This is a genomic window from Membranihabitans maritimus, from assembly GCF_021729145.1.
Taxonomy (GTDB): domain Bacteria; phylum Bacteroidota; class Bacteroidia; order Chitinophagales; family Saprospiraceae; genus Membranihabitans; species Membranihabitans maritimus.
The window spans coordinates 31,632-46,735 of record NZ_JAJSLW010000026.1; the positions used below are offsets into that span (position 1 = coordinate 31,632).

Here is a 15,104-nt window from a genome sequence, read left to right on the forward strand (position 1 = left end):
AGGCATCGATGTTATGAAAAAAAGCACGATAATCACCCGGTTTATATTGATAGTGGGAATAATAGTTGTTTCCAACCTAATTACCAACGAACTGTTTTTCCGAATTGATTTCACCGCTGACAAAAGATATACATTAAGTTCTTCTACAGAAGATATCATTGACAATTTGGATGATGTGGTGACCATCACCGCTTATTTTACTGATAATTTACCCCCTCAATTGGTCAAAGCGAAAAGGGACTTTGAAGACCTGCTTGTAGAGTATGAAAATAGGTCGGGAAATAATATCGTATATCGGTTTATTAGTCCCAATGAGGATGAACAGTCAGAAAGGAAGGCCCAGGAAGAAGGGATACGGCCATTAATGGTAAACGTAACCCAAAAAGACCAGGCACAGCAAATGAGGGTTTACATGGGTGCAATTCTTCAATTAGGAGAAAAATCAGAAGTTATCCCGGTAATACCACCCGGAGCAGGTGTAGAATACACCTTGACGACTGCGATAAAAAAACTGTCGATTGACGAAAAACCAAAAATTGGATTGTTACAGGGCCATGGAGAACCCGCCTCAAATGCACTTGCCCAGGTCATGGAAGAGTTGAATGTGCTTTACGACGTTGAGGAATTTACAATAACAGATACTACCGAGATCCCAACTTATTACCGGAGTATAGCCATCATAGCACCTACCGACTCTTTTCCTCTCACGCAAAGGGATCAATTGGACCGCTATATGCAAAATGGAGGTAATATATTTCTCGCCTATAGTAACCTATTATCCAATCTTGAACAACAATACTTATCGCCAAAACCGGAAATAGGCGTTGGAGAATGGCTTTCCACCAAAGGAATATCACTGGAAAATAAATACTTGATTGACGCTTCGTGTAGTTCGGTCAGCGTACAGCAAAATATGGGGGGATTTGTCATGAACACACAAAAGCAATTTCCCTTTTTTCCAATCATTTCCAACTTTGCAGACCACCCGGCCACAGAAGGCCTGGAGGCTGTAGTACTCCCATTTGTAAGTGCAATAAAATTCGATCCGTCAGATTCATTAAATAAGATCACTCCGCTTGCATTTACTTCAGAACAAACAGGGCTGGTCAACACTCCCACAATGGTAGATATCAACCGCGAGTGGACACAGGAAGACTTCGGTCAAAGTCCACAACCCGTAGCAGTTTCAGTCGAACTGGAAAACGGTTCAAGGCTGGTAGTAATCAGTAACAGCTCCTTCACGGTAAATGGCTCCGGCCAACAGCAACAAAGGCTAAACGAAGACAATGTAAATTTCACCAGCAATATCATTGACTGGTTATCAGATGATACGGGCTTGATAAATTTACGTACGAAAGGAATAACCTCCCGCCCAATTGCCCAGGTTGATGATGCAACCCGAAACTTGTACAAATACGGAAATGTCATTGCTCCCATACTTCTCATTCTGGGTTTTGCTTTTTATAGAAAACAGAAGAACAATAAAAAAAGACAAAATTGGATTGACGGTAATTTTTAAAATAATTCCTAATTCGCTATGATTAAAAATCCTACAAATAAGAAACTGGCAGTAACATTAATGACACTTACAATTTTTTATGCCGGACTCAAGCTTTTTGGCAATCAACGCGATAGAAGCTCAACTTTTAGAGAAAATATTGTAGCAATTGATACTTCGGCTATAACGTCAATATTATTGTCCGGAAGTTCGGATCCGATAAAGTTTCATCGCAACAATGGTTCCTGGGAAATCACCCTACTTTCCGGCAAAAAAGTATCAGCAGTAAATTCCAAAGTAGTAAATATGCTCAATTCATTACAAAGGATTAGTCCTTCGAGTATTGCCACCAAAGACCCCCAGAAATGGAGAGACTACCAGGTTGATTCTACAGGCAAAAGAATAGAGGTTTTTGAAGGTGAGAATAAATCTCTGGACCTCATAATCGGAAGATCAGGGACAATAGGACAACGCGGTTTCCTCACTTATGTCCGGTTGTTCAATGAAGAAAATGTATATGCCATTGACGATTTTATGGGATCCTCTGTTCCCACTACACCAGCAAGCTACAGAGATCAGAACATTTTGAATATCACCCCTGACTCTATTGAACAGGTTTCATTTACATATTCAACGAATGAAAATTTCACACTAGAGAACCAGGACTCCCTTTGGCAAATGGATGGTTCCATCGCTGTTGATTCTATAAAAACTGCTGAATTTTTCAATGGTTTGAAAAGAATCACAAGTAAAAATTTTGCTGACGACATCGAAACAACTTCCCTGGGGACACCTTCAGCGAATGTTATCTTCCAATCCGGTAATAAAAGAGAGATCACTATCACAAAATACGATAAAGTGGGCATCGTACATTCAAGTACAAATCCTGAAAACTACTTTTCCGATACGGCTGCGATAAATAAAATATTTGTAGCGAAGAACTACTTGATACAACCACAGGAAAACTAAAAGCTATTTCAAAAAAGATTTTTATTTAAATTGTGCCTGCTCCAATCCAACGCTATCTTCATATACACGCGCCAAATCCAGTAAGATTTCATGCATTTCAGTCTGAATCTCAGCATACTCTTCTTGCCCATAGACATTATACATTTCCTGCGGGTCTTCTTGCAAGTCATATAATTCCCACTCATCAATATCATTGTAAAAGTGTATAATTTTATACCGGTCGGTAGCTGCTCCTATATGGCGTTTTACGGCATGGATTCCGGGATATTCATAATAATGGTAATACAATGCCTTACGCCAAATTGGCTTTTCTCCTTTTAACAGCGGGACAAGGCTACTGCCTTGCATAGCGTCCGGAATTGGATTTCCGGCCATGTCGAGAATGGTTTCGGCAAAATCCAGATTCTGCACCAAATCAGAATTTATCGACCCTGGTTTTACCACCCCGGGCCATTTGATAATCAATGGTGTACGGAACGATTCCTCATACATAAATCGCTTGTCAAACCATCCGTGCTCCCCCAAATAAAATCCCTGGTCAGAAGTATAAATCACTACTGTATTTTCTTCAAGGTTATTTTCTTTTAAATAATCCATTAGACGGCCAATGTTTTCATCGACTGATGCAATGCTCGCCAAATAATCCTGCATGTAACGTTGGTATTTCCATCGGGTCAGATCCTCTCCAGACATACCGGCACCTTTGAATTCTTTATTAATCGGATCATAGATGTTATCCCAAGCAGATCTTTGTTCACGATTCATCCGGTCCAAATTGTTTCGATAGGCGTTTGTATACCAGGACATGAAATCACTATGCCCCAGTTCTTCTGCTATTTCAGGTTTAATTTTACTGTCATTGGTCAGCCCCATATGGTCAGCTATACGCATTTCCGCTTCCCTGGCTGCATTGCCCCGGTTTTCATAATTGTCAAAAAGGGTAGAAGGTACCGGAAATTCCTTTTGAGTGAATTCTTTAAAGTATTTTGGTTTGGCCAACCATTCCCTGTGTGGCGCTTTGTGTTGATACATTAGCATAAAAGGCTGATTACCATCTTTATTTTCATCCAACCATTCCAGTGAAAAATCAGTAATCAAATCCGTCACATATCCTGTATCCACTACCCGTCCGTTTTGTGTCCTGAATTCCGGATTGTAATAATGCCCCTGACCGGGAAGCACTTTCCAGTAGTCAAATCCCATTGGTTGAGTTTTTAGGTGCCACTTTCCAATAACTGCTGTCTTATACCCACCTTCCTGCATAAGCCTGGGAAGAGTCACTTGTGTACTGTCGAACCGCACGGCATTATCAGTCAATCCATTCAGGTGACTGTGCTTTCCCGTAAGGACTACGGCCCTGCTTGGAGCACAAATAGAATTGGTAACATATGCCCTGTCAAAAAGCATACCTTCCTGAGCCAGTTTATCAATATTTGGAGTTTGGATCAATTCAGACCCATAAGCACTTATGGCCTGAAAAGCGTGATCATCCGTCATAATAAAAATGATATTGGGCTTTTTCCTTTCCTCAGTGTTTTGCTCTGTGCTTTGGCAACTTAAAATAAAAAAGACAAGTAAGGGGAGCCACAAAAATTGAAATCCTCTCATAAGATATAGATATTGACCCTCCTAAATTATCAAAAATAGCCGTAAATCGAAAATTAGAAATTTATGGATTGAATTTGTCTAATGTTGCACCTCAAATTCATCGTATTTGTGGTAGATTCTTTCCAGGAATCCGTCTTCAAAATAAAGTCGCACATCGGATCTACCTCTTTTGCCCGGCCCGGCATCAGTAAAGAATGAAAAGGCCCATTCATTAAAGTTCTCCATATCGGGATCAAAAGACTTATTCAGCGGTTTATCCGGTAAAATAATATCTAAATCGCTGTAATCGGATATTCGATAAAGAGATTCAAGTTTGGGATAAAGTTCAGCAACCTTGTCTCCAATATTAAATGCAGAACTATCCGCCACATTCAATGGCCATCGGTCCACTTCTTCGGGAAGAGCACCTCCAGTACTAATGGAAGCAATGGTATCTGCCGGAAACTGTATAATCACCCTTTCTATCCTTCCGGAATTACTTTGCAGCGTAGTGGCATTATAAAATTCAAGAGAGCTTTCCAGTTCTTCAGGCTCGGCATAAGATTTTCTCCCCACTACGGCCACTTGGGAAAAGTCTTTTTCAATACCCAGACTTTGTAAACGGTTATAAACTTCTTTTGCAGAGCTACCAATTTCAATTCCCCATTTGTCACCTTTCTTAATATTTTCTACTAGAGGAAGGTTTTCTTTTAGACAGGAAACAAGCAATAAAGCTGGAATAACAAGAAGGGAAATTTTTCTCATGAATAGAACATTGTAAAGTAAACTACAAAAGACACAATTAAAAACGTCTTTTAAATGGAGTTCGCTGCATAAGAACAAAATTATTCTTGCTGTCCCCTCCTTATTTTTTCTACCAATTCGGGGGATACCTCAAGTATATCACATATTACCGAAACTTCAAATCCTTTGAGGAACATATTTTGAATTGCCTGGATACGGCTTTGTTCCATTCCTTCTTTTATTCCTTTTTGTCGGATTTTATCTTCTGTACTTACAAAGGTGGACTTCATAACTTCCGGTATTTTTTCAACTAAATCCTGTAATTGATTATCTTCTACTTCTACAAGTTCAAAAAAAGTAAACGACCAAACTCTTGACTAAGTTCCGGTCAGTCCATGATTCCAAGATAGAAAAAATACTTTTAAATCGGGTCAACAATTCCTCAGGGCTATTCGAGTATTTTTGTGTAAGCAGAGCCGATGCCAGAAGAGCGTTTCCCAATTCAAGTAACCGCTCATCCGGGTAATCCACAATATTCCTGAATATGATTTTATAGTACGGGATATACTTTTTTAATAGCGATGGATAATCCTCAAAAAGCTCATGCATATCCCGGGGATGCCACTGTTCGCTCCCATGGTACTACAAAAAGGGTATCACAGGAATAAGCGGATAATTCTTTTCTTTCAATTGCTGTTGATATGCGCCGAAAAGGTAATTACCAAACTGGATACTTACATATTCATACTTATCGCTCTTATGTTCAAATAATAAGCTAAAATATAAAAACTCCTCCTGCCCTTTCACAGAACATCGAAAGACGACATCTGCAAAAATCTCCTTTTGCACACCGGAAATTAAACTCGTTCCAGAATGAAATAACCGATCAAGATTTATTATTCTCAGGAGGGAATCCGGCAAAAATTCAGCAAAGTAATCCCTGGCTACCTCAATGTCACTGAGAAAGGACTTTACGAACCGGTCGTGCGGACTATGGGTCTTTTTTACCACTTCAAGAGAAGTAAATTAGACAGAATATAGGATCTACCAATGTATATGTCCTGTCCCCAAATACTTTTCTGCAATAGGAGCATAGTAATCTTTGATCTCTTCCAGGTCATAGATCTTATCCGACTTGGAATACAAATCATATTGGTTAAAGTCCCGGATCCATTCCTTATACTTTTCATCTCTTTCATTGGTCAGCTTCTCGTAGCTACCACCCGTATGCCAGGGATAAAATGAGTGGTATCGGATCATTACCATTCCTTCTTCTGGTAAAATATTCGTGGAGTGGTTTTTAAGGACCTGGTACAGGTATTCATCATGGCCCCATGCCAATTCCAAATTGTCCAGACCACATCCTTCTTCATAAACCCCGGTTTCGGTATTGTATCTGGGGTCACTCATATCAGGGCTCAGACTATTGAATTCAGGATATACTAATGTATCCGGCAAGGCTGCTCCCACGACAAAAATATCACCTACGAGGCCCCATTGCTCAGCCTGGCTGGTCCCGTCTTCATCCGATCCCTTGAGGTACATCATTTTACCCAGGTCGTGAATCAGCCCCACCAATTGCATCCAATCCGGACGATCATCTTCTCTAATAGCCTCTGCAGATTGCGCTAAGTGCTGGATATTGGGCAGATCCAGGTCAGGGTCACTCACATCAATGAGTTCATTCAATTTTACAAATGCATCCCACAGGTCCAATGGCATATCATAGGTAAGATACTTTTCTTTCATTGCCCGGACATAATCGTAAGTTTGATACATCCGCATCTTTTTATAATGCTCACGAACCGCAGCCGTGGCATCGCTTTGGTCATAGTTTCTAAACTCTTTTTGTTGTGTTTTCATTTTATAAAAGTTTTTAAAATGTCTTATTATTTGAAGTGTCTAAAGTCCGTGGAGTGAGCTAAAGTTGATAAACATCATATTATTTTCACAATCAATACTTTACTCCTAACTCTTAGTACTTCAAGTGCCTAAAGTGCCTTGAGTCCGTGGAATGAGTAAACACCCTACTAATTGCTAGTATTACTGGACTTTCAACTCCTGGCCCTGCAAACTTTACGTACTCCAGACACTAATAACTCTAAGTACTTTTCTTAATAAAAAACCACATACAGAGACACTGTAGCAACAAACACCCCTATTGCCCAATACTTGACTACCGGGGACAGCTTGTAATCCTTTTCATATTTAATAGGTATCCCTTTAACTTTTTCATTCGTGGTTAAGGGTTTAAAATACGTATAAATCACCATAAATGCCAATACAGTAAGCAAAGTCAGGCTCATGTGGTGCAAAAAGGCAATGTCCGGAAATAGCCAAAGTAAAAGACCATATACCGGTATATTTAAAAGCATGCCCCAAAAGGCAGCTTGTGGCGGAACTTTCCACCATACCAAGCCGAGGAAAAATACTGCCACTACCCCGGGTTGTACAAAGCCCCAATACAATTGCAAAAATAAATACAATCCGCCTTCGAACGAACTTATGATCGGCGCCCATAAACAGGCTATAATCATCAGTATAAAAGTACATATTCTTCCCACAAGCACAACCTTTTTTGGTGTCGCTTCGGGGCTAAAAAATGGCTTGTAAATATCTATAACAAAAATCGTAGCTGCGGAATTCAAAAGAGAATCCAATGTACTCATTGTCGCACCGAATAAAGCTGCAAACATTATCCCTACCAAACCGGCAGGTAATAAATTGGTAATCAACACCGGATAAGCTGAGTCGCCATTGGCTATCTGGTCTCCATATAACTCATAAGCGATAATACCGGGAAAAACAATAATAAATGGAATCACTAACTTAATACAAGCACCAAATAAAATACCTTTTTGCCCCTCCTCAATACTCTTGGCCCCTAATGTCCTTTGCGTAATAAATTGATTCAATCCAAAATAAAATAAACAGGGTATCCACATTCCACCTACAAAAACCGCCAACCACGGTAGTTCCGGATGATCCAACGGTAATATTGTATGAAGCCTTCCTTCCGACAGTGAAACAAATTCATTCCAACCACCAATCTCACGCATACCCAGCCATGTCACTAAAGCCCCTCCAAGCAACAATGCTGTTCCCTGAATCACATCCGACCAAACTACCGCCTTCAACCCCCCATAAACCGTGTATAATCCACCTGTCAAACCTATTAACCAAACCCCTTTAACCAATGACATCCCGAAGATTTCCTTTAGGGCAAAGGCACCGGCATACAGTACGGTGGCAATTGTGATACACACATAGAATACCAACATAAATATAGACATTAATGTACGGGTACGCCTGTCAAACCTATACTCCAAATATTCCGGGATCGTATATATGCCCGATTGTAAAAACCGGGGAAGCAACCAAATAGCTACAACAATCAATGCAAAGGCTGCAATCCACTCAAAACTCGCAATGGCCAATCCAATGTCACCCCGAAATCCCTGTCCGGCCATACCTACAAAATGCTCCGTGGAGATGTTGGATGCGATCAGTGAAAGGCCAATAACCCACCAGGACAATGACCTTCCAGCAAGAAAATAATCTTCTGTATTCTCTTTTTTTCGAGAAACATATAAGGATACACCAATGACAAATAATAAAAACCCAACAAAAGCCAAAATATCAAGAAAGGCAAAGTCCATCTATAAATCGGTTTTTTTGAAACAAAAAACCATATTACGAATAATTGCCTCACAATGCAATAAAAAACTCACGAATTAAACAATATAAAAATATTAATCCACCATATCCGACCACCTCAAAACTCAAATCAAGGCAAATTTCTACTTAAAAAAAATCGTGTTTTAAAACTTTCCGGCAAGATCAACCCCTATTAAAACGATAGCGGTAACTAATCATCATCACATTAATAAGGAATTTAACAGACAAGTAAAATCATCCCTACGTGGTACCACGTACAAAAAAGTCTGAAATCAAGCCTAATTTCGCAATGCAACCCTAATTGAACAATATAATCTTAATCACTATGATCCATTTATCCAATTTCAAAATTTTATCAAATTCTGTCTCCTGGATTACATGTATTTTCCTTCTATCAACACTGGTGACGCCAAATTCCCTTCATGGTGCTACGCATATAGTAACCTCTGATGAAGAAACACCCGCTCCTGGTCCAGGGACACTCCGACATGAAATCGAAAACGCTGCATCGGGGGATTCTATAATTATCGATCCTTCCGTCACAAACATTGATATGGATGGTTTCGTGGGGATTGAAATAAACGACAAAGACCTCACAATTATTGGACACAGCAATTTCACTATAAACTGTTCACAATCATTTTATATTTTTCAAATTGTCAACAGTACCGTTAAAATAGAAAATATGGTTCTTAAAAATGCCAAAAACTATGGGGCCATTATAGTCTTTTATTCCAATGTTGAAATCATTAATTGCGAAATTTTGGATAATAACTCGGACCTGTACGGTGGTGGAATTTATTTAAATACAGGCAACCTCACACTCAGGGATTGTATTCTTTCGGGAAATCAAGGTGCATCGGGAGGAGCAATATTGTTTCAGGGGTCACAGTTGAAAATTATGGATACGAAAATCCAAAATAACACCATCCATAAAACAAATGGAAGCGGTGGGGGGATCTTTATGAGTAAAGGAACACTAACAATTACAGACTCCGAAATATTAAATAATGTAGCCAAACGCAGAGGAGGAGGGATATACTCCAATTCTGATTGCATAGTCAATAATTCCAGGATTAATAATAATTCAGCTGAAGAAAACGGAGGGGGAATTTATATATATGATGGAAAGTTGGAATTAATAAACCAATCACAAGTCAATGGGAATACTACAAAAATTGATGGGGGAGGAATTTATATAGGCAATAATGCGAGTCTTTATGGGATCAATAGTGAAATAAATGACAATGAAACTACGCACTATGGAGGGGGTGGAATCCACATCCGGTCAGGAGGAGGGACCAGAACATTAATTGAGTGCTCGGTCAATGGCAATGTGGCCAATACCGAAGGAGGAGGAATATACAACCAAGGTAACCTCGATCTTGAGAATGTTGAAGTAAATCAAAATAATGCAAGGTACGGGGGAGGACTTTATGTCTATTCCGGTTCAACAACTATAGACCACTCCAAAATTAACGAGAATGAAGCCATTACGGACGGAGGAGGGATATACTCCAGAACAAAGCTTGACATAAAAAACAATACAAAGATCAATAAAAATAATGCGGGGCAAACGGGCGGAGGACTCTGGATGTCGCACGGAGGTCAATCTTCAACCATATCGTCTGGCAACGTCAACAATAACAGAGCACTTAGAGCCGCAGGCATCCTTATCGGAGACGGAAATCTAGAAATAACCCAAAACTCTAGTGTGACTAATAATGAAAATACCGGATATTTTGACGGTGCCGGAATCTATAATGCCAATGCAGAATTAACAATCAATCAGTCCTCTATAAAAAATAATAAAACCCCGGCAAACGGAGGAGGCATATTTATCGCCAACGGAAATAATGCTTCCTTGACCACTGATCGAGCTGATATTTCCGAAAATGATGCTTCTGAAAAAGGAGGTGGTATCTATACTAACACCACTACAACATTCAAAAATTCAACAATAAATAAAAATACGGCCTCTGGTCCGGGAGGCGGAATTTATGTAGCGGAATTGCCCGGGGCACATTTAACAATTGAAAACAGCAAAATCAATGAGAATACCGCTTCATACGGAGGAGGAGTCATACTTTACCCAAATAACAACTCAAACTCTATTACTAATTCGGAGTTTAAAAATAACACAAGCTCGAATCAGGGTGGAGGTTTATGGATGAAAGCCAATACAACTATTTCAGAAACAATCTTTAAAAACAATGAAGCAAACTCGCAGGGAGGCGGAATATTTATGGATCAGGGAACATCAGAAATTGCTGGATCCGACCTTATCATGAACAGAGCTAATGCCGGAGGAGGGCTTTTTATTTTCAAAGGTAATCTAAATATCGAGTCAACAACCTTGTCTCAAAATGAAAGTTCAACATCCGGTGGCGGATTGTATCATCGTTCCGGAATGTTGACAATAAAATCCCTTTCCCAATTGACAGAAAACACCGCTACAAACCATGGCGGAGGTATTTATTCGCTTTCAGAACTGGAAATCGATAATTCTTCTGTCAACAATAATAGTGCTTCGGAAAACGGAGGAGGGATACATGTCACCCAACCGGTAACGATAAAAAACAACAGTCTGGTAAACAATAATATTGCCGGACAAACAGGTGGAGGAATATGGATTAACCACAGCGGTCAAACTTCCTTGATATCAGAAAGTCAGGTAAATACTAACAAAGCCCTTAAAGCTGGAGGGATCTTAATACGAGATGGAGTCTTAAATATAGTCCAAGGATCCAAGATTAATGGAAATGAAAATACAGGTGCTTCCGGAGGCGGAGGCTTATTTAATGAAAATGCCATTTTATCTATCAAGAATTCTTCAATAGGAAACAACAAAACTACGAATAGTGGAGGCGGCATATTTATTGATTCGGGTAGCAATGCCTCTTTTTCTACAGACAATGCCGTATTTTCAAATAATAAAGCAGCGGGAAACGGAGGAGGTGTCTTTATCAGAAGCAATATTGCAGCCAATATTAAAAATTCCACATTTCAACAAAACTCAGCAAATAACGGTGGGGGAATTTTTTCCCGCTCTACACTGGAAGTAGACCACTCAACCATTTTGGAAAATACCGCATCAAGAAATGGAGGAGGGTTGTATTCCACGCATTCGGTAACCCTAAAAAATAATTCTCAATTCAAATCCAATGAAGCCGCTCAGTTCGGAGGAGGGATTTATTTAAGTAACGGAACACATCTGGTACAAAACGCAACTATTATTGAGAATAAAAGCAATAATAGCGGTGGTGGAATCTTTTTTAATGAGCAAAGCCTTATTATCGAAAATTCTAAAATCAATAACAACTCCTCCACCGGTAATAAGGGAGGGGGGATACATAATGAAAAAGGGGCCTTAATAATAGAAGATTCGGAGGTTAATAACAATTCTGCATTTACATGGGGAGGCGGAATCTATAGCAGCTATCTGTCCGGAGCTATCTCCTTTTCGATCATGGGTTCTCAAATCAATGGAAATTCCGCTAATAACGGAGGAGGTATCAGTGTGGATGTGATCAATAACTACTCTATAAATGATTCTGAATTTATTGGTAATATTGCTTCCAATAATGGCGGGGGAATTAACATCATTGGTGGTAATGGTATGGTAAATATAGAGAATACCATCATAAAGAATAACAAGGCAAGATCAGGTGGGGGAATTCACAATAGCAGTATGGACCTAAAGATTATGGAATCTCAAATCAATAATAATTCAGCTTCCCATAATGGAGGCGGAATCTACAATATAGACAATAAAATCGCCTTCTCCACTTCTAAAATAAACAACAACACCTCTGATTACAACGGTGGAGGTATTTGGAATAACGGGACTTTACTAGTCAGTCAATCTGAAGTACTGGACAATCAATCAAAATATTGGGGAGGAGGAATTCACAATCTCAAAAATGCAGAATTGGTAGAAGTCATTATGGAAGGAAATTCCTCTGAAATTGGTGGTGGCATGGCCAATTTTGGGGATTTGGGAATCGACTACTCTACTATTACCAATAATAGCGCTGACAACGGTGGTGGATTACAAAATGAAACATACCAATCTTACTCTGGAGATTTATCAATCCACAATTCAATCGTTGCCCTGAACAATGCCGGCAATGGACCAGACATCAATAATGTGGCTGCTATCAATGGGAACCACAATTTACTCACCAGTTACGATAATAGCGGATTGACACCCAATGGAACAGACAACCTTGCCGGGGACCCGCTTTTTGTCTCAAATTTCTCAAACGTAGACCTTACCGAGTGTTCCCCTGCAATAGGTGCTGCCAGCAATGGTGATGATATGGGAGCCATACAATCCGGCCTAACTGCGATAGTTCCAAATATACTTACAGCTTCAGTCACCGTAACATTAAATGAAATCAATCCAGATTCCGTTTCCATCAGTCCTTCAATGATAGATTACGACTTCGGCAGTTGCACTGACATTTCTTTTAAGTTTTTTCCGGCTACATTTAATTGTTCAGATGTCGGGCAATCAAATACTACCACTGTTACCGTCACCTATTCAGGCGGTCAATCTTTCCAGGAAACAATTAATCTGATCGTCAAGGATGAATTGGCACCAGGGTTTACAGACCTACCGGAGAACGATACTATTTACATCCAGGAATCTGAAACGGTTCCCGGGAATTACCCTGTACAATACGAAGACCAATGCGGTGGAATGGTCACACTGGATATTAATGAAAAAACATCAGCGATAGCATGTGGGGAAGAATTGGCTAGGACCTATAAGATTACCGACCTTTCGGGGAATTCCACTTCTTATATTCAAACCATAATTATCGGTAACGAAATGGGTCCGGAAATTACTATTCTCGATGAAGACATGATCGACGTAAGTGAAATTAATTCTTCTCCCGACTTCAGGATAACACATGACACAAGTTTTACAAACTTTACTAATGATGAAACTATCCGGCAATATTGTGGCGATACAAAATCGATAAAACGAACCTATACAGCGATTGATGTCTGTCAAAATGTAACCACCGAAACAAGAGAAATTATTTTTACAGACCAATCTAATCCTGAAATAACTAGAGTAGCTCCTTTTTTAGAGGGGATACAAAACGGTGATACCGTTCATTTAGTCGATTGTATTTACCCTGACGCTACCCAAAGTGACATTTCCTGGACCGATAACAGTAACAAAGCAATAGCAAAAACGAATATATTTAGCAACATACTACCAATTCATTCACCATTCGGAATGTATAAATTACTTAATTACAATTATACTGTCGAAGATGAATGCGGCAATGAAGCAGAACTGGACTTTCACCTTGGATTGTACGATCTTGCAGGGCCTGTTTTTCAATTTTTCCCACAAGATACTACCATTTCATCTCCAGATTCCCTCCCGGAAATAGATCCCAATGTTATCATACTCGACATATGCAATTATGTGGTTTGGGATACGGTAATCACTAAACCCATAGTGAATCCAATCACCACAGACACTATAGCTTTTTCCCGGAAATGGATTGCACGGGATCTGGTCGGGCACGAAACGTTCAAAGAACAAATGGTATTTATAAAAGACAATGAATCACAATACGCATCCTTTACTTCTCGCATTGCTTATCACAATGATACTATTCCGGATCGCTTCGATGGAGAAATTGGTGAAAACGGTATCAGGTTCGACTTATTCCGTTTGGATACTTCATCCGGAGATACTATCAAAGTCGACGCTACATTTTCACAAAATTGGTTTGGTGAAATGGGGAAGGTTTACTTTACTTCTATTCTACCCGGCACGTACCAAGTCAAGGTAGAGATACCTGAAGAATATGTCCTGTCTCCTGATACATTATTCAATTTAAAGGGGTGGTCTGACACTCTTGAACTAACAAAAGACTCTACTCTGGACCTGGGATTACTCACCTTGTCGCCAATAGAAGAATTTATTCCGGATAATTCCACCGATATCAATTCTTCGGAAAGAATATTCACTATAGCTTCTTCCGGTCATAAGACTTTTAGATGGGAAATCTCTCCTAATCCCAGCAATGGAAAAATCCACCTGAAGCTTCCCGACGATTCAAATTATACCTTCAGATTAATGGATGGGAATGGAAAAATAATCCAAAGTGGTGAAGTATCAAATCGCCAAACGCTTCATTTAAATAATGTTATCGACGGCTTATACTATATTCATTTAATGAAAGATGAAGAATTAATAGGACACAAAAAATTAATTATTATGCAATAAGAGTTAAAGTATTTGGAGTTGGAAGTGACTGGAGTATTTAAAGTTGGAAGTACTTAGAGTTTACCACGTAAGACGTGGTTGGAAGTGCCTAAAGTACTTAGCGTTGGAAGTACTTAAAGTTATCTATTGGGGTAAGTGGAAAACTACTTATAAGCGGAGAATATGGTCGGACGTTACCGATTCAAATTTACTACCTTTAAGCACTCTAAATACTTCACGGACTCCAGACACTTGAAGTTACAAATGCCTAAAATATTTAGATTTGTAAGTACTTAAAGTTATCTATTGAGGTGAGTGGAAAACTACATGTAAGCGGAGAATATAGGGTCGGACATTACCGATTCAAATTTACTAACTTTAGGCACTCTA

General features: G+C 39.4%; 9 protein-coding genes. 3 read left to right on the forward strand and 6 right to left on the reverse strand.

The genetic code is table 11. The features are described 5' to 3' along the window. Positions 1–13: 13 nt before the first annotated feature. Positions 14–1,519 (forward strand): GldG family protein, encoded by a 1,506-nt coding sequence (locus LVD47_RS21230; RefSeq protein ID WP_236980461.1) that lies wholly within the window; start codon positions 14–16, stop codon positions 1,517–1,519. Positions 1,520–1,537: 18 nt separating this feature from the next. Continuing rightward, entirely contained in the window at positions 1,538–2,467 is a 930-nt protein-coding gene (locus LVD47_RS21235) for a DUF4340 domain-containing protein (RefSeq protein WP_236980462.1), read from the forward strand. A gap of 21 nt (positions 2,468–2,488) precedes the next feature. Here LVD47_RS21235 and LVD47_RS21240 read toward each other — a convergent pair whose 3' ends face one another. From LVD47_RS21240 to LVD47_RS21265, 6 genes are all read right to left on the reverse strand, one after another. Further along, the gene (locus tag LVD47_RS21240; RefSeq protein WP_236980463.1) at positions 2,489–4,075 is read right to left on the reverse strand and encodes a sulfatase family protein; all 1,587 of its coding nucleotides are present in this window, start codon (positions 4,073–4,075) and stop codon (positions 2,489–2,491) included. A 78-nt stretch (positions 4,076–4,153) separates the two neighbouring features. Then, positions 4,154–4,819, reverse strand: a complete 666-nt coding sequence (locus LVD47_RS21245) for a hypothetical protein (protein WP_236980464.1) — start codon at positions 4,817–4,819, stop codon at positions 4,154–4,156. 80 nt (positions 4,820–4,899) lie between these two features. Beyond that, positions 4,900–5,088, reverse strand: coding sequence for a hypothetical protein (locus LVD47_RS21250; RefSeq protein ID WP_236980465.1), 189 nt, complete (start codon positions 5,086–5,088; stop codon positions 4,900–4,902). A 352-nt stretch (positions 5,089–5,440) separates the two neighbouring features. After that, positions 5,441–5,809, reverse strand: coding sequence for an Rpn family recombination-promoting nuclease/putative transposase (locus tag LVD47_RS21255; RefSeq protein WP_236980467.1), 369 nt, complete (start codon positions 5,807–5,809; stop codon positions 5,441–5,443). A gap of 33 nt (positions 5,810–5,842) precedes the next feature. Beyond that, complete coding sequence (locus tag LVD47_RS21260) at positions 5,843–6,661, reverse strand: inositol oxygenase family protein (protein WP_236980468.1); 819 nt, start codon at positions 6,659–6,661, stop codon at positions 5,843–5,845. A gap of 251 nt (positions 6,662–6,912) precedes the next feature. Then, positions 6,913–8,457, reverse strand: coding sequence for a solute:sodium symporter family transporter (locus LVD47_RS21265; RefSeq protein WP_236980470.1), 1,545 nt, complete (start codon positions 8,455–8,457; stop codon positions 6,913–6,915). 344 nt (positions 8,458–8,801) lie between these two features. On the opposite strand from LVD47_RS21265, the gene LVD47_RS21270 reads away from it, so the two are divergent. After that, the gene (locus tag LVD47_RS21270; protein ID WP_236980472.1) at positions 8,802–14,735 is read left to right on the forward strand and encodes a right-handed parallel beta-helix repeat-containing protein; all 5,934 of its coding nucleotides are present in this window, start codon (positions 8,802–8,804) and stop codon (positions 14,733–14,735) included. Positions 14,736–15,104: the final 369 nt, after the last annotated feature.